Annotated in this window: 25 protein-coding genes and 1 tRNA gene; 15 read left to right on the top strand and 11 right to left on the bottom strand. The window is 65.2% G+C overall.

Features of this window, described 5'->3' with window-relative positions; translation table 11 throughout:
• Window positions 1-72: 72 nt before the first annotated feature.
• The 3 genes from AAG612_RS03470 to recJ all read right to left on the bottom strand — a co-directional run bounded on the left by AAG612_RS03470 (window position 73) and on the right by recJ (window position 3,520).
• On the bottom strand, window positions 73-1,347 hold the full coding sequence (locus AAG612_RS03470) for an ATP-binding protein (RefSeq protein ID WP_342507238.1): 1,275 nt from the start codon (window positions 1,345-1,347) through the stop codon (window positions 73-75).
• 188 nt (window positions 1,348-1,535) lie between these two features.
• Window positions 1,536-1,610 (bottom strand) — tRNA-Glu (locus AAG612_RS03465).
• A gap of 107 nt (window positions 1,611-1,717) precedes the next feature.
• Window positions 1,718-3,520 carry a single-stranded-DNA-specific exonuclease RecJ gene (gene recJ, locus AAG612_RS03460; RefSeq protein WP_342507236.1) on the bottom strand — a complete coding sequence of 601 codons (1,803 nt, stop codon included), beginning with the start codon at window positions 3,518-3,520 and terminating at the stop codon, window positions 1,718-1,720.
• An 80-nt stretch (window positions 3,521-3,600) separates the two neighbouring features.
• Here recJ and AAG612_RS03455 point away from each other — a divergent pair, with 80 nt between their 5' ends.
• Window positions 3,601-4,086, top strand: a complete 486-nt coding sequence (locus AAG612_RS03455) for a flavodoxin family protein (protein WP_342507234.1) — start codon at window positions 3,601-3,603, stop codon at window positions 4,084-4,086.
• Window positions 4,087-4,211: 125 nt separating this feature from the next.
• On the top strand, window positions 4,212-4,988 hold the full coding sequence (locus tag AAG612_RS03450; RefSeq protein ID WP_342507232.1) for a hypothetical protein: 777 nt from the start codon (window positions 4,212-4,214) through the stop codon (window positions 4,986-4,988).
• 8 nt (window positions 4,989-4,996) lie between these two features.
• On the opposite strand, the gene AAG612_RS03445 is transcribed toward AAG612_RS03450, so the two are convergent.
• From AAG612_RS03445 to miaA, 3 genes are all read right to left on the bottom strand, one after another.
• On the bottom strand, window positions 4,997-5,971 hold the full coding sequence (locus AAG612_RS03445; RefSeq protein ID WP_342507229.1) for an NAD(P)H-dependent flavin oxidoreductase: 975 nt from the start codon (window positions 5,969-5,971) through the stop codon (window positions 4,997-4,999).
• 69 nt (window positions 5,972-6,040) lie between these two features.
• Window positions 6,041-7,108, bottom strand: coding sequence for an amidohydrolase family protein (locus AAG612_RS03440; protein WP_342507227.1), 1,068 nt, complete (start codon window positions 7,106-7,108; stop codon window positions 6,041-6,043).
• 208 nt (window positions 7,109-7,316) lie between these two features.
• Window positions 7,317-8,255, bottom strand: coding sequence for a tRNA (adenosine(37)-N6)-dimethylallyltransferase MiaA (miaA, locus tag AAG612_RS03435; RefSeq protein ID WP_342507225.1), 939 nt, complete (start codon window positions 8,253-8,255; stop codon window positions 7,317-7,319).
• A 49-nt stretch (window positions 8,256-8,304) separates the two neighbouring features.
• Between miaA and serB the strand changes: the two genes are divergently transcribed.
• A complete protein-coding gene (gene serB / locus AAG612_RS03430) occupies window positions 8,305-9,132 on the top strand; it encodes a phosphoserine phosphatase SerB (protein ID WP_342507223.1) in 828 nt (275 codons plus the stop codon).
• A 56-nt stretch (window positions 9,133-9,188) separates the two neighbouring features.
• A complete protein-coding gene (locus tag AAG612_RS03425) occupies window positions 9,189-10,040 on the top strand; it encodes a Coq4 family protein (protein ID WP_342507220.1) in 852 nt (283 codons plus the stop codon).
• Between the two features lie 90 nt (window positions 10,041-10,130).
• Here the strand turns inward: AAG612_RS03425 and AAG612_RS03420 are convergent, their stop codons facing one another.
• The 4 genes from AAG612_RS03420 to AAG612_RS03405 are packed head-to-tail and all read right to left on the bottom strand — an operon-like array spanning window position 10,131 to window position 14,191.
• Window positions 10,131-10,817, bottom strand: coding sequence for a nitroreductase family protein (locus tag AAG612_RS03420; protein ID WP_342507218.1), 687 nt, complete (start codon window positions 10,815-10,817; stop codon window positions 10,131-10,133).
• Complete coding sequence (locus AAG612_RS03415; RefSeq protein ID WP_342507216.1) at window positions 10,814-11,221, bottom strand: DUF3052 family protein; 408 nt, start codon at window positions 11,219-11,221, stop codon at window positions 10,814-10,816. The genes AAG612_RS03420 and AAG612_RS03415 overlap by 4 nt, the downstream gene beginning before the upstream one ends.
• 1 nt (window position 11,222) lies before the next feature.
• Window positions 11,223-13,499, bottom strand: a complete 2,277-nt coding sequence (purL, locus tag AAG612_RS03410) for a phosphoribosylformylglycinamidine synthase subunit PurL (RefSeq protein ID WP_342507214.1) — start codon at window positions 13,497-13,499, stop codon at window positions 11,223-11,225.
• Between the two features lie 44 nt (window positions 13,500-13,543).
• Entirely contained in the window at window positions 13,544-14,191 is a 648-nt protein-coding gene (locus tag AAG612_RS03405; protein WP_342507213.1) for a hypothetical protein, read from the bottom strand.
• A gap of 71 nt (window positions 14,192-14,262) precedes the next feature.
• On the opposite strand from AAG612_RS03405, the gene AAG612_RS03400 reads away from it, so the two are divergent.
• The 11 genes from AAG612_RS03400 to AAG612_RS03350 all read left to right on the top strand — a co-directional run bounded on the left by AAG612_RS03400 (window position 14,263) and on the right by AAG612_RS03350 (window position 22,304).
• Window positions 14,263-14,517 (top strand): exodeoxyribonuclease VII small subunit, encoded by a 255-nt coding sequence (locus AAG612_RS03400; protein WP_342507211.1) that lies wholly within the window; start codon window positions 14,263-14,265, stop codon window positions 14,515-14,517.
• Between the two features lie 14 nt (window positions 14,518-14,531).
• Window positions 14,532-15,440: a polyprenyl synthetase family protein gene (locus AAG612_RS03395; protein WP_342507209.1), complete on the top strand. Its 909-nt coding sequence runs from the start codon at window positions 14,532-14,534 to the stop codon at window positions 15,438-15,440.
• 56 nt (window positions 15,441-15,496) lie between these two features.
• Entirely contained in the window at window positions 15,497-15,850 is a 354-nt protein-coding gene (locus tag AAG612_RS03390) for a hypothetical protein (protein ID WP_342507207.1), read from the top strand.
• Entirely contained in the window at window positions 15,850-16,362 is a 513-nt protein-coding gene (coaD, locus tag AAG612_RS03385) for a pantetheine-phosphate adenylyltransferase (protein WP_342507204.1), read from the top strand. The genes AAG612_RS03390 and coaD overlap by 1 nt, the downstream gene beginning before the upstream one ends.
• Before the next feature lie 91 nt (window positions 16,363-16,453).
• Window positions 16,454-17,146: a peptidylprolyl isomerase gene (locus tag AAG612_RS03380; protein ID WP_342507203.1), complete on the top strand. Its 693-nt coding sequence runs from the start codon at window positions 16,454-16,456 to the stop codon at window positions 17,144-17,146.
• A gap of 43 nt (window positions 17,147-17,189) precedes the next feature.
• Window positions 17,190-18,239, top strand: a complete 1,050-nt coding sequence (gene queA, locus AAG612_RS03375; protein WP_342507200.1) for a tRNA preQ1(34) S-adenosylmethionine ribosyltransferase-isomerase QueA — start codon at window positions 17,190-17,192, stop codon at window positions 18,237-18,239.
• Window positions 18,236-18,856 (top strand): hypothetical protein, encoded by a 621-nt coding sequence (locus AAG612_RS03370; protein ID WP_342507198.1) that lies wholly within the window; start codon window positions 18,236-18,238, stop codon window positions 18,854-18,856. Before queA ends, AAG612_RS03370 begins: the two co-directional genes overlap by 4 nt.
• 53 nt (window positions 18,857-18,909) lie before the next feature.
• Window positions 18,910-19,869 (top strand): ABC transporter ATP-binding protein, encoded by a 960-nt coding sequence (locus AAG612_RS03365; RefSeq protein WP_342507196.1) that lies wholly within the window; start codon window positions 18,910-18,912, stop codon window positions 19,867-19,869.
• Window positions 19,866-20,633, top strand: coding sequence for an ABC transporter permease (locus AAG612_RS03360; protein ID WP_342507194.1), 768 nt, complete (start codon window positions 19,866-19,868; stop codon window positions 20,631-20,633). Before AAG612_RS03365 ends, AAG612_RS03360 begins: the two co-directional genes overlap by 4 nt.
• Before the next feature lie 19 nt (window positions 20,634-20,652).
• Window positions 20,653-21,615 carry a DUF481 domain-containing protein gene (locus AAG612_RS03355; protein WP_342507192.1) on the top strand — a complete coding sequence of 321 codons (963 nt, stop codon included), beginning with the start codon at window positions 20,653-20,655 and terminating at the stop codon, window positions 21,613-21,615.
• 137 nt (window positions 21,616-21,752) lie between these two features.
• A complete protein-coding gene (locus AAG612_RS03350; protein ID WP_342507190.1) occupies window positions 21,753-22,304 on the top strand; it encodes an outer membrane beta-barrel protein in 552 nt (183 codons plus the stop codon).
• Window positions 22,305-22,382: 78 nt separating this feature from the next.
• Here AAG612_RS03350 and AAG612_RS03345 read toward each other — a convergent pair whose 3' ends face one another.
• The gene (locus AAG612_RS03345) at window positions 22,383-22,889 is read right to left on the bottom strand and encodes a hypothetical protein (RefSeq protein WP_342507188.1); all 507 of its coding nucleotides are present in this window, start codon (window positions 22,887-22,889) and stop codon (window positions 22,383-22,385) included.
• Window positions 22,890-22,953 lie beyond the last annotated feature (64 nt).

Here is a 22,953-nt window from a genome sequence, read left to right as displayed (position 1 = left end):
CGGTCAGAAATCAGGTGAGGTGCCGCTCCGCAAGCGGCAGGCACCCCCCGTTGTTGAAACTTTGTGAAAGCCTCATGACAATTGCTGTTCATCACGCGCATTCGACGCATCGAGCGAAGAGCCAGAGGCGCGATCCGCAACGGGCATCTCCTCCGTTCCGGCCGTCTGCGAACATTCTTCGCGCGGCAGTCGAACGGTAACGATCGTGCCGCGCCCGACTTCGCTATCGATGTCGAGCCGCCCGTGGTGGCGCTCTACGATATGTTTGACAATGGCGAGCCCTAATCCGGTCCCACCGGACAGCCGGCTGCGCCCCGGATCGGTGCGATAGAATCGGCGGGTGAGGTGAGGGAGGTGTTCGGGCTCGATACCTTCGCCGCGGTCTTCGACCTCGACCTTCGCTTCGCCGAGGGCCGATTCGCTCAACCGGACGGAGACCGGCGTTCCCTCGCGGCCATATTTCAGCGCATTGTCGACGAGATTGCGGATGAGCTGCTCCAACTGCTGCGGGTCGCCCAGCACGGTGAAGGTACCGTCCGCTTCGAACGCGATACGCTCGGCCCGGTGGGCGCCAGCACCTTCGCGCGCGGCACGTTGCACCAGCGCGTTGAGCTCGACAGGCGTGTCCGGGCGATCATGCTTTTCCGCTTCGACGCGAGAGAGGGACATCAGATCGCTGACGAGGTTCTGCAGGCGCCGGGCCTCGCGATGAATCGTGTCGAGAAATTTGCGCGCCGTGTCCCGGTCGATATCTTCGGGGTGTTCGCTCAGCGTCTCGACATAGCCGATTATGGACGAAAGCGGCGTGCGAAGTTCGTGGCTTGCATTGGCGACGAAATCGGTATGCGCCCGGCTGACGTCCGATTCGGCGGTTTTGGAGGTCAATTCGATGACCGCGGTGCGCGCATCGATCCCGTAACGGCTGACCCGCCACACGTCCTTGCGTCGCACAAGGCCGGTCACCACCGTCTCGCCATGGCGTTCGCTATCCATCAGAGCGATCGCACGCGGGTTGCGGATTGCCACACGCACGTCCTGTCCGATCACATGCTGGCCCAGTAGGCGACGTGCAGAGGCATTGGCCATAACCACGCGCTTGCGATCCGTAAGCAGCAGCGGCGAATGCGCGTGCTCGATCATCTCGGCGAAGCCCTCGCGCGAGAGGCCATCGCGCCGCGAATCGGCTTCGACCCGCTGCTCTTGCGGCTGGCTGATCCACAAGGTCAGCGACCAGACGAGCCAGATGGCCAGCGCGTAGGCGACGGCCACGCCTGCCAGCATCAGCAGCAGTGTGGAGCAGGTGGCGATGATGAGGCCTGCCCAGGGATATGCGAGCGGCTTGTGCATAGCGTCTCGCCTAGGCGGATTTGCCGCGCCACGCCAGAGCCGGAGAGCGGATCGCTTTGCTTCGCTTTGTAGAGGTGCCTCCGGACCCGCCAACTGGCGTGTTCCACGCGCGGGAAGCTGTGCGCTTCCCGGCCCGATGGGCATTATCTGGGGGGAGATTGAGTTGCCGACGAAGCGCCGGCACCGGATGGTGACCCCTACGGGAATCGAACCCGTGTTTCAGCCGTGAAAGGGCCGCGTCCTAACCGCTAGACGAAGGGGCCACATCCGGAACAGCTTCTGGCGGGTCGGCGAAAAGGCCGGTACCGCCGAAGCGAGCCGCGCACTTAGGCATGTCGCGATAAGCGGTCAAGCCCACAATCTGCCAAATTCACGCTTCGACCAGCGCGACGTCCTCAAGGTGCAATTCCGCGCGCGGCGTATTGGCCCACGTATCGACCTTTGCACGGCCCGCGAGCCACAGTTTTGTCCCCGGATGAAGCGCAAGCAGTGCCTGCCCGAATTCGGTGTCGGCAATGCGAAAGGCGATGGCCTTGATCGAGCCGCCATCGCGAGAGCCGGCGACGAGCCGCACGTGATCCGTTCCGACACGGTCAATCTTCACCACGTGGACCGGCCCGATGGCCAGACGCGGGCCGGGCCAGCCCATGCCGTAGGGCCCGCCACGCTCCAGCGTTTCGACCAGTTCCACGGTGAGCGCGCGCGGGCCGAGCGAGAGATCGAAGCCGAGCGAGGCCTCGGCGCTGGCTGCCGCGACCTGCCTCTCCAGCCGCGCCTCCAGCCAATCGGACAATGCCTCGATCTTGTCCTCGCGCACGGTCAGGCCGGCCGCCATCGCATGCCCGCCGCCCGCTTCCAGCAGGCCTTCCTCGCGCGCCGCCATAATCGCTGCGCCCAGGTCCACACCGGGAATCGAGCGGCCCGAGCCTTTGCCGATTCCCGTCGCGGCGTCGCGGGCGATGACGATGCTGGGGCGTCCCGTCTTTTCCTTGATCCGGCCCGCGACGATTCCGATCACACCCGGGTGCCAACCATTGCCGTGGACGATCCGCAGCGCGCGATTCGCCTGCCCGGCAAGCTGTGCCTCGCCCGCCTCCTGCACCTCGGCCTCGATCGCGCGGCGCTCTTCGTTCAATTGGGATAGCTGCGCGGCGATCGTACCGGCTTCCTCGGCGTCCTCCGTGGTCAGCAGGCGGACGCCCAAGGTCGATTCGCCCACGCGTCCGCCCGCATTGATTCGGGGGCCGAGCGCAAAGCCGAGATCGGAAGAGGCAGGCGCGCGCGTCAGCCGGCTTGCGTCGATCAGCGCGCTCATGCCGATATTGGCGCGTTTCGCCATGACCTTCAGGCCCTGCGACACGAACGCCCGGTTCAGACCATGGAGCGCGGCAACGTCCGCCACCGTGCCCAGCGCGACCAGATCGAGCAGCGCGCGAAGGTCGGGCTCCTTGCGCGTCTCGAAATAGCCGCCTTCGCGCAGTTTGCGCACAAGCGCGATGGCGACCAGAAAGGCCACGCCGACTGCGGCCAGATGACCATGCGCGGCGGCATCGTCTTCTTCGTCGAGCCGGTTGGGATTGACGAGGGCGACCGCGGCGGGGCGCTCGGGCGAGCATTTGTGATGATCGACGACGATCACGTCGACGCCCGCATCGCGCGCTGCCGCCAGTGCCTCGTGCGCCATCGCGCCGCAGTCGACAGTGACGACAAGGCTCGATCCCTGTTCGCCCAGCTTGACCAGCGCTTCGCCGCTGGGGCCGTAGCCTTCCAGCAGGCGATCGGGGATGTAGTAATCGGCCTCGTGGCCGAGCATGCGGAAAAGGCGGATCAGCAGGGCGGCGGAAGTCGCGCCGTCGACATCGTAATCGCCGTAGATCGTCACTCTTTCGCGGGTGAGGATCGCCTGTGCGAGCCGCTCTGCCGCGATTTCCATGTCCTGAAAGATCGCCGGGTCGGGCAGGAAGGCGGCGAGCTTGGGCTCGCGCTGCCGCTCCAGATCGTCTCGCGCCACCCCCCGAGCAATCAGGATCTGGGTCAGGATATCGTCGCCGAGGCCCGCAACCATCCCGTCGTGCTGGTTGCGCCCGCCGCGCCAGCGCCAGCTGCGACCGCCAAGCGAGCGTTCGACTCCGCAGACATGCGTTGCGGTATTGGTGGGTGCGGTGGTGGCCATCGGCTCAACCTAGCGCGCCTCGCCACCAGAACAAAGCGCGGCCCCGTTGACTTTCGACAGGCGGGCGCGAGGTTGCGCGCATGGTCGACGCGACGCTCCTCATCATCTGGCATTCGCGCACCGGCGCGAGCGAGGCACTGGCGCAGGCCGCCGCAGCTGGCGCGGGCGACGCGGCACGGCTGATGGCCGCCGCCGAGGTGGAGCCCGACGATTTGCTCGCGGCGAGCGGTTATCTGTTCGTCTGCCCAGAGAATCTCGCCACGATGTCGGGCATGATGAAGGAGATGTTCGACCGCTGCTATTACCCTGTGCTCGGCAAGATCGAGGGGCGCGCCTTCGCGACCATCATCTCCGCCGGGTCCGACGGGGAGGGCGCGCAGGCGCAGATAGACCGGATCGCGCAGGGCTGGCGGCTGAAACGAGTCGCCGACCCGATCATCGTGAACATGGATGCACAATCGCCCGAGGACATTCTCGCCCCCAGGGAGGTTCCCCAGGCACGCCTCGACGAATGCGAAGCGCTGGGCGAAGCCTTGGCCGAAGGCCTGGCGATGGGGGTCTTCTGACACTTAACCTCGGTTGAGTTCGTACCATTTCGGAGCAATGCCTGCGCCTACCCCCTCGACGCACGGGAGGGACATGCGCAAAGGTCCGCGCCGTGAATGGGGACGGAAAGGGAAGAGATGCGCGCATGTCCGAGGGCCTGAGCGGTTCCGCCGCGCCCGAAATCGGCGACGACCTCCTGATCCTGTTTCCTCATGGCACGCGGCCCACCGCGCGCCGCGTCCATGGGCAATGCGGGACGAGCGGCTTTGCCGATGCGAGCGGTCCCGATCTGACGGAGTACGAACACAAGGTCGATATCGCGGCGCCCACCGGGCTCGGGCTGCAGCGCGCGGGGCTGGTCTTCGATCTCGTCGGGCTGGCGCCCGGCCCACCCATTGCGGTGCCCGATATGGGCGAGGAGCAAGTGATGCGCGAACCGATCCTGCCCACCCGGACCGAGGCCTCGTCCCTGCGGCTCGGCCCGCATATCGTTGCGGGCAAGGGCAGCCTCGCCATCCTGCGCGAATGGTTCGGTCTCGCTTCCGGGCTCGCGGAGACCTTTGGCGCTACGACCTTGTGCTGGGTGCCCGGCGGGGTCGTCGTTCCGCTCGACCGGCTCCCCCATCACCTGCATGCCTGGGATGATCGCGGCGATGTGCCGGTCAATCTGCTGGCGAGCTTTCGCCGGACGATCGACGGAGCGGTGCAGAGCCACGGACTTGCCTTCTTCACGGGGCAGGAGTTTCGCATCGAGCCCCCCCTGGTGCGGGGCGGGGAAGACGGGTTGGCCCGGCTGATCTTCTCGCACCTGTTCTACGCCGGGGAGCAGACCGTGACCGGCGAGCTGGCCGCGCCCGACGGCACGCCGCTGCGGCTGGAGCCATCGGGCAATCGCCGTTTCGTGCGGGTCTGGCCGGGCTGAGAGATCGCCTAATAGGGCGCGCTCGCCGCATCAAGCGACGCCTTGGCGTCCTTGTATTCGCGCTCCAGCCGGTCGACCATTTCGGCCACGCTTGCCACCTTCTTCACCGCGCCGACACCCTGGCCGGAGCCCCAGATATCCTTCCACGCCTTGGCCTTGGAATTGCCGCCGCTGCCGAAATTCATCTTCGACGGGTCGCTTTCGGGCAGGTTGTCGGGGTCGAGCCCGGCTGCCTCGATCGAGCTGCGCAGGTAGTTGCCGTGTACGCCGGTAAAGAGGTTGGTGTAGACGATGCCTTCGGCGCTGCCCTCGACGATGCCATCCTTGTAGCCTTGCTCCGCATTGGCTTCCTCGGTCGCGATGAACGCGCTGCCGATATAGCCGAAATCGGCGCCCATCGCCTGCGCGGCGAGGACCGAGCGACCGGTCGCGATCGAGCCCGACAGCGCGATCAACCCGTCGAACCATTCGCGAATCTCGTGCATCAATGCGAAGGGCGACTGCGTGCCGGCATGGCCGCCCGCACCGGCGGCGACGGGGATTAGCCCGGTTGCGCCCTTTTCGATCGCCTTGTGCGCGAAGCGGTTGTTGATGACATCGTGCAGCGTGATCCCGCCCCAGTTGTCGACCGCCTGGAAGACCTCTTCACGCGCGCCCAATGAGGTGATGACCAACGGCACCTGCCACTTCTCGCACACCTGCATGTCTTCTTCGAGCCGGGCGTTCGAGCGGTGGACGATCTGGTTGACCGCGAAGGGCGCGGCGGGGCGATCGGGGTTGTCGCGGTTATGCGCCGCCAGTTCCTCGGTGATCCGGTGCAGCCATTCGTCGAGCACGCCCGAGGGCCGCGCGTTGAGCGCCGGGAAGCTGCCGACGATCCCCGCCTTGCATTGGGCGATGACCAGTTCCGGCCCGGAAACGATGAACATCGGCGAGCCGATGATGGGCAGGCGCAGACGGTCGAACGGGGCGGGAAGGGGCATTGGGTTTCTCTCCGGAAAAGCTGTTTGCGTGGGGTCTATGCGCCGCTTTCGGCGGTGTCGAGACTGCCGTTACGTCAACTCGAGCAGATGCTCGAGGTCATAGACCCGCGCCGCGGTGCCCGCGAACAGCGCGTGCTTTTCGTCCTGCGAGGCCCCGGAGGCGAGCCGTTTCAATGCGTTCCAGAGCGTGGCGTAGCTGCCCGCCCACTTGTCGACTGGATAATTGCTCTCGAACATCGCGCGGTCCGTCCCGAAGGCTTCGATGCAGGTTTCGACATAGGGCCGCCACATCCGCGCCAACTCTTCCGAAGGCACGCTTTCGGTCGGGCCTTCGGGCGGCATGCCGCAGAACGACATGGCCAGGCCGCCGAGCTTGACCACCACATTCTCGCATTCCGCCAGCTCGCGGATCGAGGCACGCCACCGCCCGAAATGCTCGTCCAGCTTGCCTGCATAGGAGGCGGTGCCCAGCGGTGTTCCGCAATGGTCGAGCACGATGGGCTGGTCGGGAAAGGCGCGCGCGAGGTCGATTACGTCGCCCAGCTGCGGTTCGAGGACCCAGGCGTCGAAGGTCAGCCCACGCTTGCCCAGCTCGGCGAAGCCTTCGCGGAAGGCGGCATCGCGGTAGAGACCTTCGGGGTGGTGGAACGCGGGGCCGAGCACGCTGGGGTCGGCATCCCACGCGCCTGCGTGGCGAATACCCTTGAAGCGCGCGCCACCCGCCTCTGCCTGCGCATCCAGTACCTCTCCGGCTTTCGCGCCAAGCCGGAGGTCCGCATGGCCGACGATGCCCGCGCAGGGGCGGCTGGCACCGTAGAGCCCGCTCGCGCCCTGCGCTGCGACTCCGCGCACGAACTCGACCTCGCCGACCACCTTCAGCGCCTCGCCGCGCGACGCATCGTAAAATGCGCCGCATTCCATGAACACGGTGCCGATGATCCGGTGGCCGCTGCCGATGTCGGCGAGAAACTGGTCGAAGGTGTAGTGCGCAGACAGGCCGACCGTTTCGATGAAGGGGTGAAGGGGCTCGGGAAATGCACCGACCAGCGCGCGCAGATCCCACAGGTGATGATGCGGATCGATGATCGGCAGATCGGGTTCGATCACGGATTCGCGGACGGATTCGGGCTTACTCATGCGGATTTCCCGTTTGGCGTGAGACACGGACAGGGGGTGTTTGAAAAACTCTGGAATGCGCGCTGTGCCGCAGTGGCCAAGCGATAGCGCGTTGCATCCGGGCCTGAAGTGTCACCTTTCGCAAGGCGGGTGCAATCGTACCGATCGAGGGTGCTGGGCCAGTGCATTCGGCGCAGAGTGCCGGAGGAGGGCCGGGTAGGGAAGCGCCTCATTCGAGCACCGCCAGTGCATCCGCAGCGCTCGCGACCCGCGGCCATGCCTCGGGCGGCTGGTGACGCAGCCAGGTATATTGGCGCTTGGCGTAATTGCGGGTGGCCTGCTGGCCCTTCGCGACCGCCTCTTCGCGCGAATACTCGCCGCGCAGCCAACCGGCGATCTCGCGCACGCCGATGGCGCGCATCACCGGTAGATCGGGGTCGAGATTTCGCGCAAGCAGCGCCTCGACCTCCGCAACTGCGCCTTCGTCCATCATCGTCTCGAATCGCGCGTCGCACCGGGCATAGAGAACATTGCGGTCAGGCAGCAGAATCGCGGGCGACAGATCGACCATTTCGCCGATCCCGCCTTCCTTGCGCTGCTGCCATTCGCGCAGGCTCAGCCCGGTGGCGCGGACGACTTCCAGCGCGCGGGCGATCCTCTGCGTGTCATTGGCGTCGAGCTTCGCGTGGCTCGCCGGGTCCGCCACCGCCAGTTCGGCGTAAGCCTCGGGCGTGGGCATCGCGCGCACCGCATCGCGCACTTGCGCGGGGATGGCGGGGATGGGCGCAATCCCGTCGAGCAGCGTGCGGATATAGAGCCCCGTCCCGCCGACGAGGATCGGCACATCGCCGCTCGCGTGGAGATCGGCAATCTCGCGCTTCGCTGCCTCCGCCCAATCCGCCGCCGAGCATGCCTGCGCGCCGTCCCAGGTGCCGAACAGGCGGTGTTCGTGGTGCGCGGTGTCCTGTGCGCCGGGCCGCGCGCTCAGCACGCACAGATCGGCATAGACCTGCGCGCTGTCCGCATTGACGATCACGCCTCTCCGGCCCTGCTCCGCCAGCCTGTCGGTCAGGCGGAGCGCCAGCGTGCTCTTGCCGCTCGCCGTCGGCCCTGCGATGAGCGCGAGCGGCCCCTTGACTGCATCCTCGGAGATATTGCCCGTGCTCATCATCCGCCTCCTAGCAGAGCCCGCGCCCCCTGAGGCAAGTGTGCGCGCGTTGGAATCCGCTTTATCCGCAGCGGGCCAGCCGATCGCGCGGACCACGACGCTCCCGGGCAGCGAGGGCGTGCTCGAAATCGAGATTCCCGACGCCACGCAGGAGGTCGCCGCGCCGCTGGTCGAACAGCATCTCGCGCCTTTTGCTGCGCTGTTCGCGCAAGACGAGATCGCGATCCCGCGACTGCTCGTGAGCGACATGGATTCGACGATGATCGGGCAGGAATGCATCGACGAGCTGGCCGATTTCGCAGGGATAAAGCCGCAGGTTGCCGCGATTACCGAGCGCGCAATGCGCGGCGAACTCGATTTTGCAGGCGCCCTGCACGAGCGGGTTGCGCTGCTCGAAGGGCTGGAGGAAACCGCGATCGAGCGTTGCCTTGCGGAACGGATCGTCCCGACGCCGGGCGCGGCGACCTTGATCGCCACGCTTGCAGCACACGGCACCCGCAGCGTGCTGGTGACCGGAGGATTTCACCGCTTTGCCGATCCCGTGGCCCAGCGGCTCGGCTTCGACCATGTGGTCGGCAACCGCTTACTGGTGGCGGACGGCAAGCTGACGGGCGCGGTGGAAGAACCGATTTGCGACAGCGCGACCAAGGAACGCACCTTGCGCGAAGAGGCGGCAAAGCTTGGGGCGGGTGCCCGAACGCTCGCGTTGGGCGACGGCGCGAACGACACGCCGATGCTGGTCGCGGCGGATTACGGCGTTGCCTATCGGGCCAAGCCCAAAACCCGTGCTGCGGCCAATGGCTGGGTCGATATCGAGGACCTCACCGCGCTGCTCTTGCTCCTGGGGATAGCGCGCGAAAACTGGGTCGTGAAATAGGCTTGGAATGTGTTCGTTCATCATCTATTGACATTGATGTCAGTAAGGAATGGCGCATGACCGAAGCAACACCCCTCTCGACCGATTCTTCAGCCGTGGAAGCTGCCCGCGATGGCACCCCGCTGCGTCACCCCGACCGGGTTGCGCCGAGATACCGGCCGCTGCTCGCCTACCACCATTTTCGCGAGCTGCTGAAGGACAAGGAGGATACCTCCCACGTCTTCCGCATCTTCGAGGCGCTGCCGCACAAGAGCTTCATGCCGCGCGTGCGCAAACTTGTGCTGAGCGAGCAGGGGGAACGTCTGCGGGCCGAAGAGCCGTTCCTGCCGCCGATCCTCGACGATCACGAGGCGCTGCGCAAGCTGCCGAAGGGCACGGTCGCGCACGCCTATTGCGATTTCATGGAGCGCGAAGGCCTGTCGGCTGCCGGCCTGGTTGCCGAAGCTGACAAGCTCGGCCGTCGCAAGTTCGACGACCTGGTCCAGTGGTTCGCCTTCCGCAATCGCGACACGCACGATCTGATGCATGTGCTGACCGGCTACGGGCGCGATGCGCTGGGCGAACAATGCGTGCTGCTGTTCACCCACGGCCAGCAGCCGAGCCACGGCCATTTGCTGATCGGCTATGCCGGAGCGCTCAACATCAAGCGGGGCGTGAAGGGCAGCAAGGCTCCGGTCTTCAAGGCCGTGCGGCAGGCGCAGAAGACGGGCACCGCGTGCCCGCCACTGGTCGAGATGTCGATCCGCGAGCTGCTCGCGACCGATCTCGAAGAAGCGCGTGCGAAGCTCAACATTCCCGAGCCGCACTGGTACCGCGAGTGCCACCGCGTGTGGCGCGAGGAAGGGATCGACCCCTACGACCTGCTCGGCAATGCTCCCGGCGATGCCGGGGCGCCGGTAGCTGCCTAAGCCCAGAGTCCCAGCAAAAGCTGGGACCTCGCTCGGAAAGAGCGCTTTGCCTGAAAAAGGTCCCAGCCTTCGCTGGGACTTGCTCGCTGTTCAAAGCCAGCTGGCGATCCGGCTCAGCGGCTTCTTGCGCACGGCATGGTCGGGCACGGTAGCATCGCCCGCCGCGTGCCCGGCGACCACGATCATCAGCGGCTTTTCCCACTCGGGACGCCCGCAGATCTCACGCAGAAAGCCCATTGGCGAGGGCGTATGGGTCAGCGTCGCAAGCCCGGCCTCGTGCAGCGTCGATATCAGCATCCCGCAGGCGATTCCGACGCTCTCGTTCACGTAGTAGTTCTGCGTGGTTCCGTCTTCGTCGATCCCGCCCTTGCGCTGCGCGAAGCACACGATCAGCCAGGGCGCGGTTTCGAGAAACGGCTTTTGCGCATCGGTGCCGATAGGCGCGAGCGCATCGAGCCAGTCGCCCGAAGCTTTCGGCTTGTCGCCGCCTTCACCGTAGAAGCGCCGCTCCTCCGCCTCTGCCGCCTCGCGGATCGCGCGCTTTTTCTCCGCCGACCCGACGACCGCGAAATGCCACGGCTGGTGATTCGCGCCATTGGGCGCGGTGCCCGCGGCGAGGATCGCCTGTTCGATCACCGCGCGCGGCACCGGGGTATCGGTGAAGCTGCGGCAGGAGTGGCGGCTCTTGAGGCGTTCGTAGGCGGCTTTGGCCCGCGCAACCCGTTCCTCATCGCTATAGTCGGGCAATGGCGGGAAGGGGTGGTGCGCCTCGTTCAACGATCACCCTTCGGGATGACGAATTTGAGGCCGGACCAAATCTCGTCGACCGCGCATTTCTTCGTTTCGACGAAGCCCGCGGCAAGCCCGGCGGCGCGGACAGCGGGCTCGTCCAGCTCGCTCGCCCCGCCCGACGCCTGCGTTGGCCAGCTGACCCAGACATGCCCGTCCGGAGCCATGGTCCGGCGAAACGTTGGGAGCCTTGCCTCCAGCGTGGCAATGTCGCGGACGAACACATGCAGCGCATCGGCGCCTTCGTCCGGGTGACCGACAAATATCAGGTCGAGCGCATATTCGCCGATCTCGTCCTGAACGTTTTCGGGCATGTTCTCGAACCACACCCGCTGGCCGTCCCGCAGGTCCAGCTCTCTGGCGAGCGGGGTTGGCGAAGTGCCCGCGCTCACCTTACCCCTCCATCCAGTCCTGGAAGAACGCCTCGTTCGCGGCGCGCAGGTCTTCCACCTTCACGCCCAGCAGGCTGTCGCCGCCGACCGTGCCGAGCCGGGTGAAGCCAACCAGCGCGGCGGCCTCGCTCTCGGGCCCTTCGGCGACGATCGCATTGAACGCTTCGATATTGGATTTGCTGACGGTGACGACATAGCGGCTCTGATCCTCGCCGAACCACCACTGCGCAGGCGTGTAGGCCTCGTTCGCGGTCACCTCCGCGCCCATACCACCCGCCAGCGCCATTTCGGCGAGCGTCACGGCGAGCCCGCCGTCGGAGCAATCGTGCACCGCGCTCAGCAGCCCTTCGTCGATCAGCTTGAGCACGATCTCGCCCGCGCCACGTTCTGCAGCCAAGTCGACCGGTGGTACGCGGCCTTCGTCGCGGCCGTGGACTTCCTTGAGCCACAGCGATTTGCCGAGGTGCGAGCGGACCGGATCGGGCTTGGCCCAGAATTCGGGTGCAATCAGGTAGATCGCGTCGCCTTCGTTCTTGAAAGCGCTGTTCACCAGCTTGTCGTAATCCGCGATCAGCCCGACCCCGCCGATGGCAGGGGTGGGCAGGATGGCCGAGCCGCCGCCCGTCGCCTTGCTCTCGTTATAAAGCGACACGTTGCCGCTCACGACGGGGAAGTCGAGCGTGCGGCACGCCTCGCCCATGCCGTCCAGCGCGTGGACGATCTGGGCCATGATCTCGGGCCGCTGGGGATTGGCGAAGTTGAGGCAATTGGTGATCGCGAGCGGTTTCGCGCCCACCGCGCACAGGTTGCGGTAGGCCTCGGCAACCGCCTGCTTGCCGCCCTCGAACGGGTCGGCATGGACATAGCGCGGTGTGCAATCGGTGCTGATCGCGAGCGCCTTCTTAGTCCCGTGAACGCGCACCACGCCCGCATCGCCGCCGGTCTGGAGCGTGTCCGCACCCACCTGCCGGTCGTATTGTTCGTAAATCCACCGGCGCGAGGCGAGGGCAGGGCTGCCCATCAGTTTGAGCAGGTCGGCACCCACATTCGCGCTGTCGGGCACGTTCTTCATCGGCGTGATCTTCGCCCATGCCCCGTATTCCTCGCGGCTCAGGTAGGGCCGGTCATAGAGCGGCGCATCGTCGGCGAGCGGCCCGAGCGGAATGTCGCACACGGTCTCGCCCTCGAAGTCGAGCACCATGCGGCCCCCGGACGGACCGGGCTCGGTCACTTCGCCGATCACCGCAAAGTCCAGCTCCCACTTTTCGAAGATTGCGCGGGCCATCTCTTCCTTGCCGGGCTTGAGGACCATGAGCATCCGCTCCTGGCTCTCGCTCAGCATCATTTCGTAGGGCGTCATCCCCTCTTCGCGCTGAGGCACGTCGTCCATCTTGAGTCGGATGCCGACCTTGCCGTTGGTGGCCATCTCAACGCTGGAGCTGGTCAGCCCCGCCGCGCCCATGTCCTGGATGGCGACGATCGCGTCGGTCGCCATCAGTTCGAGGCAGGCTTCGATGAGCAGCTTTTCGGTGAAGGGGTCGCCCACCTGCACGGTGGGGCGCTTGGCCTCGGCGTCTTCCTCGAAATCCGCGCTCGCCATGGTGGCGCCATGGATGCCGTCGCGCCCGGTCTTGGAACCGACATAGACGATCGGATTGCCCACGCCTGTGGCAGCCGAATAGAAGATCTTGTCCGCGTCAGCGACGCCCACGGTCATCGCGTTGACGAGGATATTGCCATCATAGGCCGGGTCGAAATTGGTCTCGCCCGCGATGGTCGGCACGCCCACGCAATTGCCATAGCCGCCGATCCCTGCGACCACGCCCTGCACCAGATGCTTCATTTTGGGGTGATCGGGCCGCCCGAAGCGCAGCGCATTGGCGTTGGCCACCGGACGCGCGCCCATGGTGAAAACGTCGCGCAGGATGCCGCCGACACCCGTCGCCGCGCCCTGATAGGGCTCGATGTAAGACGGGTGGTTGTGCGACTCCATCTTGAAAATCGCGGCTTGTCCGTCGCCGATATCGATCACGCCCGCATTCTCGCCCGGGCCGCAGATCACCCACTCGGCTTCGGTCGGCAGCTTCTTGAGGTGCAGGCGCGAGGACTTGTACGAGCAATGCTCGCTCCACATCACGGAGAATATGCCGAGTTCCAGCAGGTTGGGTTCGCGGCCGAGTGCATTCAGCACGCGCTCGTATTCTTCGGGGCTGAAACCGTGCTGTTCGACGATGTCTGGGGTGATCTGGGGTGCGCTGGGAGTGTTTGGGGTAGCCATGCGCCGCCGCTTAAACCGGTCCGCGGCGCTACGCCAGTCCTACACTAGCGTTTCGCACGCCGCGTGTGTCCCAGCCACCATGCGATAAGCGTAATCAGGCCATAGGCGAAGAGCGCGGTGTAGGAGAGCGCGGGCGTGACCGCCTCGGGTTCGGGCCCGAACCAGTTGAACGCCTGCACCAGCAACAGCACGACGCCGAAGATGATGGCCGGCCCTGAGGGGCCGCGTGTCCGGGATAGCAACAAGGCCAGCGCACCGAAGGTCAGCGCCAGTTCCAGCGGCATTTCAATCAGCGGATAATTCCACAGCCCCAGGCCCATCTTCGGGGCGGAGCCCGCCAGTGTGAGGTCGGGTCGGTGGACAGCCAAATCGAGCAGCCAGTGCGACAGCACCACGCAGCCCACCAGCGCGCTTGCCAGCCGATCGCGTGTGAACAGCCAGACCAGCGCGGCGAAACCCAACGCAAAGCCTGCGCTGCCCAGCAGGCTGTGCGTATAGGGCGTGTGATAAAGGTCCATCGGGTTCATCGCGGTGATGCCCGGCACGATCCGCATATCCTCCACGCCAGCCAGCACGAAGGCGAAAAACGCCCAGTCCACCAGTTGCGCGGCCAGGAAATAGAGCCCCAGTCGCGGCCTGGTCGGAGTCACCGCCGCAGCCACGAATGCGGGGGCGAAGTGCCCGATAAACATGTGCGTTCCTCCCCAAACCCTGCGACCCTTCGCTTGACCCGCCACAGGCAGCCCGTCAATGCTCGCCCGCGATGGCAGAGGACAACATTCCCAACATTTCGGAAATGAGCTTCGAGCAGGCGCTGAAAGCTCTCCAGCAGGTCGTGCGCCAGCTGGAGGACGGCGAGGTGCCGCTCGACCAGTCGATCACGCTTTACGAGCGCGGCGAGAAGCTGCGCGCGCATTGCCAGGCGCGGCTCGATGCGGCGCAGGCGCGGATCGAGGCGATCGTGCTCGATGCAGGCGGCAAGCCCGCTGGCACGAAAAGCTTCGATGGCGCGGATTGATGTGAGGCGCTGAGATGGATTTCGTCGATTCCAAGGGTGCGCGGCTGCACATGGCGCTGGCGACGATCCAGACCGATATCGACGAGGCGTTCGACCGCCTGCTGCCGGTGCCCGACGACACGCGCGCGCGCCTGTTCGAAGCGATGCGCTATGCCGCGATCGGCGGGGGCAAGCGGGTCCGCCCACTGCTTCTGTGCGCCACCGCAACCATGTTCAACGTATCGCGCGAGGCGGCGGTGCTCGCCGGAGCGGCGCTCGAATCGATCCACGTCTATTCGCTGATCCACGACGATCTGCCGTGCATGGACGATGACGATATGCGCCGCGGCAAGCCGACGCTGCACAAGGCCTACGACGAAGCGACCGCGGTCCTGGCGGGCGACGCGCTGCATGCGCTGGCCTTTGAGATTTTGACCTTCGAGGATGTGAGCGCCGATCCCTTCGTGCAGGCCCAGCTGACCCGCTGCCTCGCTCTCGCGAGCGGCATGGGCGGCATGGCGGGCGGACAGGCGATGGACATGGCCGCCGACAGCGCGACCTACGACCTGCACACGATCACCCGCCTGCAACAGCTCAAGACCGGCGCACTGCTGACCGCGAGCGTGGAAATGGGCGCGATCCTCGGCCGGCTGCCGCACGATTCTCGCGGGCCTTTGCTGAACTACGCGCGCGACATCGGCCTCGCCTTCCAGATCGCCGACGACCTGCTCGATCACGAAGGTGATGAGGAAAAGGCGGGCAAGGCGCTGCGCAAGGACGACGAACAGGGCAAGCAAACCTTCGTCACGCTGATGGGTGCCGATGGCGCGCGCAGCCAGGCAAGGGCGCTGGTCGAACAGGCCTGCGGCCACCTTGCGCATTATGGCGAGGATGCGGGCGTGCTGTGTGATCTTGCGCGGTATATCGTGGAGCGGGATCGGTGAGGGCGACTTTTGCCTTACTCATGCTCTTAGTTTCGGTCGGGTGCAGCCAACCGGAATTGATCCCTGACGATCAGTTCATCGAAGCGTTTCCCGAAGCGGCAAAGATACCGGACTGCGGATCTCTTGATCCCGAAAGGCGGGATTTGGATAACCATCTCCTGCGCAATGGAGGGTACGAAGACACCGCCTACTTCACCGGCAGCCGGGAATGTTTGAATTCGTGGAATGAGGCGTTCGGGAAAAACGAGGATCATCGCGGAGAATTGTATTTTCTGGGCAATGAGCAGCTGTATCTGACGGTAATGCGAAGCGGGGACGAAACTGCACCCGAGGGGGACGCGGCATTCGTCAAATGGCTGCACGATAAACCGATTCCCGGAGCGGTCTATTGGTCCGGGGGAGGCGAATAATGAGTAAGCGTACAGGCATCTATCCTGGCACATTCGATCCGATCACGCGCGGCCATGCGGACATCATCCGGCGTGGCAGCAAGCTGGTCGATCACCTGATCATCGGGGTGACCACCAATCCTTCCAAGAACCCGATGTTTAACACCGACGAGCGCCTCGCGATGGTGGAACGCGAAGTGTCGGACATGGATCTCGGCAACGTATCGGTCGTGGGCTTCAACGCGCTGCTGATGAAGTTCGCCAAGGCGCAAGGGGCGTCGGTGATCATTCGAGGCCTGCGCGCGGTCGCGGACTTCGAATACGAATACCAGATGGCGGGGATGAACCAGTATCTCGACGACGAGATCGAGACGGTGTTCCTGATGGCGGACGTCTCGCTGCAGCCGATCGCCAGCAAGCTGGTCAAGGAAATCGCGGTCTATGGCGGGGACATCGCCGCCTTCGTCAGCCCCTCGGTGCGCGACGACGTGGTCGCCCGGGTCGAGAAGATCGGCATGAAGGGCGACTACTGACGCGCGCTTGCCTGCGCCAAATCGTTCATTGCGTGGACAGCGCGGGGTTTGTATCGCCGCGGCAATTCAGGAATTTTCATCCGTGAGACCCATGTTCAAGACCATTTTTTCCGCCGCAGCGCTGATCGCGCTGGCCGCAACCTCCGCACAGGCGCAAGACGTTGCGGAGGATGACGCGACGGCTGCTCCGGCGCCTGCGCGAAGCTACCCGCCGATCGACTACAGCTTGCAGGCGGAGCGGGAGAACATCCTGATGCTCGACCTGTCGAACGGCAAGCGCGTGGCGATCCGGCTGATGCCCGAATGGGCGCCCAACCATGTCGAGCGGATCAAGACGCTGGCGCGGCAGGGCTTCTACGACGGGGTGATCTTCCACCGCGTGATCGAAGGCTTCATGGCGCAGACCGGCGATCCCACCGGAACCGGGCAGGGCGGATCGCAGCTTCCCGACCTCGTGGAAGAATTCAATCCCATGCCGCATGTGCGCGGCACCGTCTCGATGGCACGTGCGCAGAGCGAAGACAGCGCGAACAGCCAGTTCTTCATCGTCTTCTACCCGCGCTTCAGCCTGGACCGGAACTACACCAATTTCGGACGCGTGATTCAGGGTATGGATGCGGTCGATGCGATTGCCCGCGGCGAACCGCCCGGCAATCCGACCCGCATCGTTCAGGCCTCGATCGCGGCGGACAACAAGCCCGCGCCCGATCCGGCGACGCTTGCCCGGCCGCAGCGTGACGACGACATCACCGCCGGCGATCTGAACGCATCCATCGATCAGTGACGATGTTGGGTTCCCGCCTTTGCGGGGATTCGGAAAATATCCCATGAAAGTCGATCTGTTCGATTTCGACCTTCCGCCCGATCGCATCGCCTTGCGACCGGTCTCGCCGCGCGATGCGGCAAAGATGCTGGTGGTGGAGGGCGATGCCCCCTTTGGCGACAGGCAGGTCCGCGACCTGCCCGACCTGTTGCGCCAGGGCGATGTGCTGGTCTTCAATGATACGCGCGTGATCCCCGCCCGGCTGGAAGGGGAGCGCGTGCGCGACGGCGCGAGCGGCGCGGCCATCGGCGCGACGCTCCACAAGCGGATCGATGCGCGGTGCTGGCAGGCCTTCGTGCGCAATGCCAAGCGGCTGCGCGAGGGGGACCGGATCGTCTTTCCCGCAAACGTCTCGGCCATCGCGCAATCGCGCGGTGACGACGGCAGCTGGGTGCTCGCCTTCGAAGGCGACGAGCCGGTCGAGCTGCTGCTGGAACGCGCGGGCGCGATGCCACTGCCGCCCTATATTGCGCAAAAGCGCCCCACCGACGAACGCGATGCGAGCGATTACCAGACGCTGTTCGCGGACAAGCCCGGCGCGGTCGCCGCCCCCACCGCAGCGCTGCATTTCACGCCCGACCTCGTCGCGCGGCTGGACCAGGCCGGGATCGCGACCGAAACCCTGACGTTGCATGTGGGCGCGGGCACGTTTCTGCCGGTCAAGGCGCAGGACACGCTCGACCACAAGATGCACTCCGAATGGGGCGAAATCTCTCCGGCAGCGGCCGATCGCCTCAACGCCGCGCGTGCAAAAGGCGGCCGCGTGATCGCCGTCGGCACGACCAGCCTGCGACTGCTGGAAAGTGCGGCTGACGAGAGAAACGCGATCCAGCCGTTTTCGGGCGATACCGACATCTTCATCACCCCGGGCTACGCTTTCCGGGCGGTCGACGGGCTGATGACCAATTTTCACCTGCCCAAATCGACCCTGATGATGCTCGTCAGCGCGCTGATGGGGCGCGAGCGGATGCTGGATGTGTACGCCCACGCTATCGCGAACGATTATCGCTTCTATTCCTACGGCGATTCCTCGCTCTTACTTCCCGGGTCATGACCGAGCGAGAGCTGCCCATCCATCACCGCGCCGAAGATCCGGGCGGACGGGTGTGGAGTTTCGGAAGCGTGACCTGGGTCCATTGCCCCGAATGCGACAAGGCCGCGAAGAGCGACGGCAGCACCGTGTCCTGCATGCATTGCGGGTACACGACCGTGCCCGATCTGAAGCCCTACAGCGACAAATGGGCCTACCCCACTTCGTCGAACCCCTTGTGCAGCCACTGCCGCAAGCCGCTCGACAGGCGGGAGCGACCGACAGCGCGCGAAATCGACGGTAAGCTGTTCGTCCGTATTTGTTGCGAACATTGCGGCGAGACAGAGGATTACCCTGCATCGCCCGGCTCGCCCCCTTCGGGCGGGCGATCCTGGCGGGTGCTGCGCCGTTACCTCGAAACGCAGGTCGCGGGCGAAACGCTGTGGGTCCTGAACCTCGCCCATCTCAACGCGCTGGAGGATTGGCTGGGCGCAAAGGTTCGCGAGCGCGGCCCACAGCCGGGCCTCACGATGATGGCGCGGCTGCCGCGCTGGATGAAAGCATCGACCAATCGGGAGAAGGTGCTGCGCGGGCTGGCAATTTTGCGCGAGCGGGCGGAAAAGGAAGGGATCGACGAATAGCGCGCGCGACGAGTTCTCTTGTAAAACCTTTCGGGCGCGTCAAATAGGCTGGCATGTCCGAACCGATCCTCGAGCTGTCCGGCCTGACCAAGGTCTTCCCCGGTGGGCTCAAGGCCCTCGACAATGTGGACCTCACTATCAATCGCGGCGAGATTTTCGCGCTGCTCGGGCCGAACGGTGCGGGCAAGACGACGCTGATCGGTGCGGTGTGCGGGCTGGTGCGGCCGACATCGGGCAGCATGATTGCCTTCGGGCAGGATTTGACCCGCGACTGGCGCAAGGCTCGCGCGCGGATCGGCCTCGTCCCGCAAGAGCTTTCGACCGACATGTTCGAGCCGGTGAAGCAGGCGGTTTCCTATTCGCGCGGCCTGTTCGGCCTCGCTCCCGATCCCGCGCGGATCGAGGAAATCCTCAGGTCTCTGAGCCTGTGGGACAAGCGCGACAACCGCATCATGGAGCTTTCGGGCGGGATGAAGCGGCGGGTGCTGATCGCCAAGGCGATGGCGCACGAGCCCGACCTGCTGTTCCTCGACGAGCCGACCGCGGGCGTCGATGTCGAGCTGCGCAAGGACATGTGGCACCAGATCGACGCGATGCGCGCGCGCGGCGTCACCGTGATCCTGACCACGCATTATATCGAGGAAGCCGAGGAAATGGCCGACCGGGTGGGCATCATCCGGGGCGGCAAGATCCTGATGGTGGACGAGAAGGCGGCGATGATGGCGCGGCTAGGGCGGACCGAGGCGTTCGTCACGCTGGCCGAGCCGCTGGGCGAACTGCCCCCGGCGATCGCGCAATTCCCGGTGGAGCTGCAGGAGGGCGGGCGCACGATCTGCTATCGCGGTGGCGACGGCACCGGCAAAGGCCGCGAAGAGGTGGCGGGCCTGACCAAGGCGCTGATCGCCAGCGGGATCGACTATGTCGGGATCGATGTACGCGAGAGCAGCCTGGAAGACATTTTCGTCTCGCTGCTTGGCGAACAGCAGACCGATGATGAGGCGGCAGCGGCATGATCTTCAACGCACGCTCCGCCTGGTCGATCTACAAACGCGAATTGTGGCGCTTCCTGCGCACCGCGTTCCAGTCGGTCCTCGCCCCGGTGCTCACCACCGCGCTCTATTTCATCGTCTTTGGCGCCGCGATCGGCAGCCGCATGCCCGATCTCGACGGGGTCGACTATGGCGCCTTCATCATTCCCGGCCTGCTAATGCTCACTCTGCTGGGCGAGACGACCAGCAATTCCAGTTTCGGCATCTACATGCCGCGCTTCACCGGCACGATCTACGAACTGCTTTCGGCGCCCGTGGGGGTGGCCGAAACGCTGATCGGATTCGTCGGCGCGGCGGCCACCAAGAGCCTGATCCTCGCGGCGATCATCCTGCTGACCGCGCGCCTGTTCGTGCCTTACGAGATCGCGCATCCGGTCTTCGCGCTGATGTTCATCGTGCTGGTCGCGGCGAGCTTCTCGCTCTTCGGCTTCATCCTCGGCATCTGGGCCGACAGTTTCGAGAAACTGGGGATTATCCCGCTGCTGTTCCTGACCCCGCTGACCTTCCTTGGCGGCACCTTCTACTCGATCGACATGCTGCCGAGCCCGTGGGACCAGATCGCGCTGGCCAACCCCATCGTCTACCTCGTCAGTGGTCTGCGCTGGACCTTCTACGGCTCGGCGGACGTCAGCATCTGGCTCTCGCTGGGCCTCACGCTCGCCTTCCTCGCGGTGTGTACCGGCGTGATCGCATACATCTTCAAGACTGGCTGGCGATTGCGCAATTGAGCCGCTAACAGCTTGCCGCATGATCCGACACGCGCTGTTCGCCACCGCCGCCACCTGCCTGATCGCCACGCCCGCACTGGCGGACAATTCGCCCGCCCCCATTCCAAGGGACGTGCAGGCGATGATCGATGCCGCCATCGCCACCGGCGATCCCGCCAAGGTGGAAACGGTGATCGCGCTCGCCAAGCAGACCCAGCCCGATAGCGCCCGCGACATCGACGCGATTGCCAAAGACTGGCGGGCCCGCCAGGCCGAGGCAAAGCGAATCGCCGCAGAGCAGAAGCGCGAGGAAATCCGCAAGGCGGGTCTGCTCGACCTGTGGAGCGGGGAAGGGCAGGTGGGTGCCTTCGTCTCGACCGGCAACAGCGACAATACCGGCCTTTCGCTCGCGCTGTCGGCGAAGCGCGAAGGCATCGACTGGACGCACGCCATGCGCGTCAATGCCGACTATCAGCGCTCCAACGGCGTCACCAGCCGCGAGCGATACCTTGCCGCCTACGAGCCGCGCTTTCAGTTCGGCGAAAATCTGTTCGCCTATGGTCTTGCGCAATACGAGCACGACCGGTTCCAGGGTTTCGAGCATCGCTATGCGGTGTCGGGCGGTGTCGGCTACAAGCTGCTCGACAGCGATTCCGCCACCTTTTCGGTCAAGGCGGGCCCGGCTTACCGCGTAACCGAGCGGACCGACGGCATGCGGGTCGACCGTCTGGCCGCACTGCTCGGCGCCGACTTCGACTGGAAGATCGCCGATCGCGTCACTTTCAGCCAGGATGCAAACGCCGTGACCGAAACAGGCGGCGAGGCGCAACTGATCGTGGACAGCTCCAACACCACGCTCAACCTGGTGAGCGGGATCGATTTCAAGGTGAGCGACCGCTTGCGCTCGCGCCTGACCTACCAACTCGAATACAACAGTAATGGTGGGTCGCCGAATGAAGAAGTGGACACGCTGACCCGGTTTACTTTGGTTTACGGGTTCTGATCGGCTGTAACCAAATGGTCACAGCGCGAGGTCGAAGTGCATCTGCTCCGATTAAGGATATCGCTTCGCAGTCAGCGGCGCAGTATCTGGCACGGGCTGCCTCTCGGCAGTAACCCTATCAAGGACAAAACAAGCAGATGAACAAGTTTGCATTCGGTGCGGCTCTGGCCGCCACTGTCTTCGTCATGCCCGCCGCTGCCTTCGCGCAGGACGGTCAGGCCGAAGTGACTCTGGGCGTGACCGCCGGCTACCACGATCTCGGCATTGCCGACGAAGTCGAAGACCTGACCGGTCTCGAAGTCGAAGATGGCAGCCCGATCTTCGGCGGGTTCGCCGCTGTCGACTTCCCGCTGAGCGAATCGCTCTTCGCCGGCGTCGAAGGCAACCTCAACATCGGAACCGACGCGCTCGACGCCGATTACGGTGCCTCGGCCCGTCTCGGCTACCGTGCCGCCAATGGCACCAAGGTTTACCTTCGTGGCGGTTACCAGTTCATCGATCTGGACTACGCGAATATCCTCAATGTCGATGAAGACGATATCCCGGGCGATCTCGAAGACACGTTCGACGATTACCTCGTCGGTGCCGGTGTCGATTTCGGCCTTGGCGGCGCCGTGGTTCGCGTGAATCTCGACACGATCTCGTTCGACACGCTGCGCGCCACTGCCGGCGTCGGCTTCAAGTTCTAAGCGAACGCGAGCCTGAAACAGCCGCGCGCTCCCATCATGGGGGCGCGCGGTTTTTTTGTGGGTGACGGGCGACCAGGCTCAGCAGACCCTGAAGGGCACGTCCGCGTTCTCCTCGATCCCCAGCTCCACGAACAGCGCCATCACTCCGGCGAGATTCTCCGGCGGAAGGGGCGCCAGCTCGGCCAGCAAACGGTCGGCGACCTGGCATCGCCCCGCATCGAAGCTGCGTGCAATCATGGCGGCGGCGGCAGGTGCAAGGGCCGCCTTGGCCACGCTTTCGAACCGGGTGTCGACCGGCAGGCGCGTGCCTGCGAGGCTTTGCGCCGTATCGCGCGCGCGCGGCCACGCCCGGTCCGCCTGCGGCCGCAGCTTTTTCTGCAGCGCGTCCGAGCGGGCGCCGAGGAATGCCTTGGCGGGCAGGCTGCTCGCGCAGCGGGTTTCCAGCGCGCCGATCAGATCGGGAAGGGCATAGGCGACCAGCGCCTCGTTCTGGGCAGGGCTGATGCAGGGGCGTTCCTGCGTCTGGGCCATGGCGGTGGAACTGGCGGCAAGCAGGCAGACGGCAGCGGCGGCGGAACGGATCATGGCGGTGTCCTAAAGTGGTGGGAGCCATGTCTGGCGTCGAACCACTGAGCAAATCGTGAATGAG

Origin of the sequence: Citromicrobium bathyomarinum (genome assembly GCF_038594605.1) — a bacterium.
Taxonomy (GTDB): domain Bacteria; phylum Pseudomonadota; class Alphaproteobacteria; order Sphingomonadales; family Sphingomonadaceae; genus Alteriqipengyuania; species Alteriqipengyuania bathyomarina_B.
The sequence above is the reverse complement of the archived record's forward strand: the minus strand, read 5'-3'. Positions and strand labels throughout refer to the sequence as shown.

What these genes read in the sequence shown, in the direction of transcription:
- AAG612_RS03470 (WP_342507238.1), bottom strand. Translation starts at nt 1,347, where the DNA reads ATGCACAAGCCGCTCGCATATCCCTGGGCAGGCCTCATCATCGCCACC.
- recJ (WP_342507236.1), bottom strand. Translation starts at nt 3,520, where the DNA reads ATGGCCACCACCGCACCCACCAATACCGCAACGCATGTCTGCGGAGTC.
- AAG612_RS03455 (WP_342507234.1), top strand. Translation starts at nt 3,601, where the DNA reads ATGGTCGACGCGACGCTCCTCATCATCTGGCATTCGCGCACCGGCGCG.
- AAG612_RS03450 (WP_342507232.1), top strand. Translation starts at nt 4,212, where the DNA reads ATGTCCGAGGGCCTGAGCGGTTCCGCCGCGCCCGAAATCGGCGACGAC.
- AAG612_RS03445 (WP_342507229.1), bottom strand. Translation starts at nt 5,971, where the DNA reads ATGCCCCTTCCCGCCCCGTTCGACCGTCTGCGCCTGCCCATCATCGGC.
- AAG612_RS03440 (WP_342507227.1), bottom strand. Translation starts at nt 7,108, where the DNA reads ATGAGTAAGCCCGAATCCGTCCGCGAATCCGTGATCGAACCCGATCTG.
- miaA (WP_342507225.1), bottom strand. Translation starts at nt 8,255, where the DNA reads ATGAGCACGGGCAATATCTCCGAGGATGCAGTCAAGGGGCCGCTCGCG.
- AAG612_RS03425 (WP_342507220.1), top strand. Translation starts at nt 9,189, where the DNA reads ATGACCGAAGCAACACCCCTCTCGACCGATTCTTCAGCCGTGGAAGCT.
- purL (WP_342507214.1), bottom strand. Translation starts at nt 13,499, where the DNA reads ATGGCTACCCCAAACACTCCCAGCGCACCCCAGATCACCCCAGACATC.
- AAG612_RS03405 (WP_342507213.1), bottom strand. Translation starts at nt 14,191, where the DNA reads ATGTTTATCGGGCACTTCGCCCCCGCATTCGTGGCTGCGGCGGTGACT.
- AAG612_RS03400 (WP_342507211.1), top strand. Translation starts at nt 14,263, where the DNA reads ATGGCAGAGGACAACATTCCCAACATTTCGGAAATGAGCTTCGAGCAG.
- AAG612_RS03395 (WP_342507209.1), top strand. Translation starts at nt 14,532, where the DNA reads ATGGATTTCGTCGATTCCAAGGGTGCGCGGCTGCACATGGCGCTGGCG.
- coaD (WP_342507204.1), top strand. Translation starts at nt 15,850, where the DNA reads ATGAGTAAGCGTACAGGCATCTATCCTGGCACATTCGATCCGATCACG.
- AAG612_RS03380 (WP_342507203.1), top strand. Translation starts at nt 16,454, where the DNA reads ATGTTCAAGACCATTTTTTCCGCCGCAGCGCTGATCGCGCTGGCCGCA.
- queA (WP_342507200.1), top strand. Translation starts at nt 17,190, where the DNA reads ATGAAAGTCGATCTGTTCGATTTCGACCTTCCGCCCGATCGCATCGCC.
- AAG612_RS03370 (WP_342507198.1), top strand. Translation starts at nt 18,236, where the DNA reads ATGACCGAGCGAGAGCTGCCCATCCATCACCGCGCCGAAGATCCGGGC.
- AAG612_RS03365 (WP_342507196.1), top strand. Translation starts at nt 18,910, where the DNA reads ATGTCCGAACCGATCCTCGAGCTGTCCGGCCTGACCAAGGTCTTCCCC.
- AAG612_RS03360 (WP_342507194.1), top strand. Translation starts at nt 19,866, where the DNA reads ATGATCTTCAACGCACGCTCCGCCTGGTCGATCTACAAACGCGAATTG.
- AAG612_RS03355 (WP_342507192.1), top strand. Translation starts at nt 20,653, where the DNA reads ATGATCCGACACGCGCTGTTCGCCACCGCCGCCACCTGCCTGATCGCC.
- AAG612_RS03350 (WP_342507190.1), top strand. Translation starts at nt 21,753, where the DNA reads ATGAACAAGTTTGCATTCGGTGCGGCTCTGGCCGCCACTGTCTTCGTC.
- AAG612_RS03345 (WP_342507188.1), bottom strand. Translation starts at nt 22,889, where the DNA reads ATGATCCGTTCCGCCGCCGCTGCCGTCTGCCTGCTTGCCGCCAGTTCC.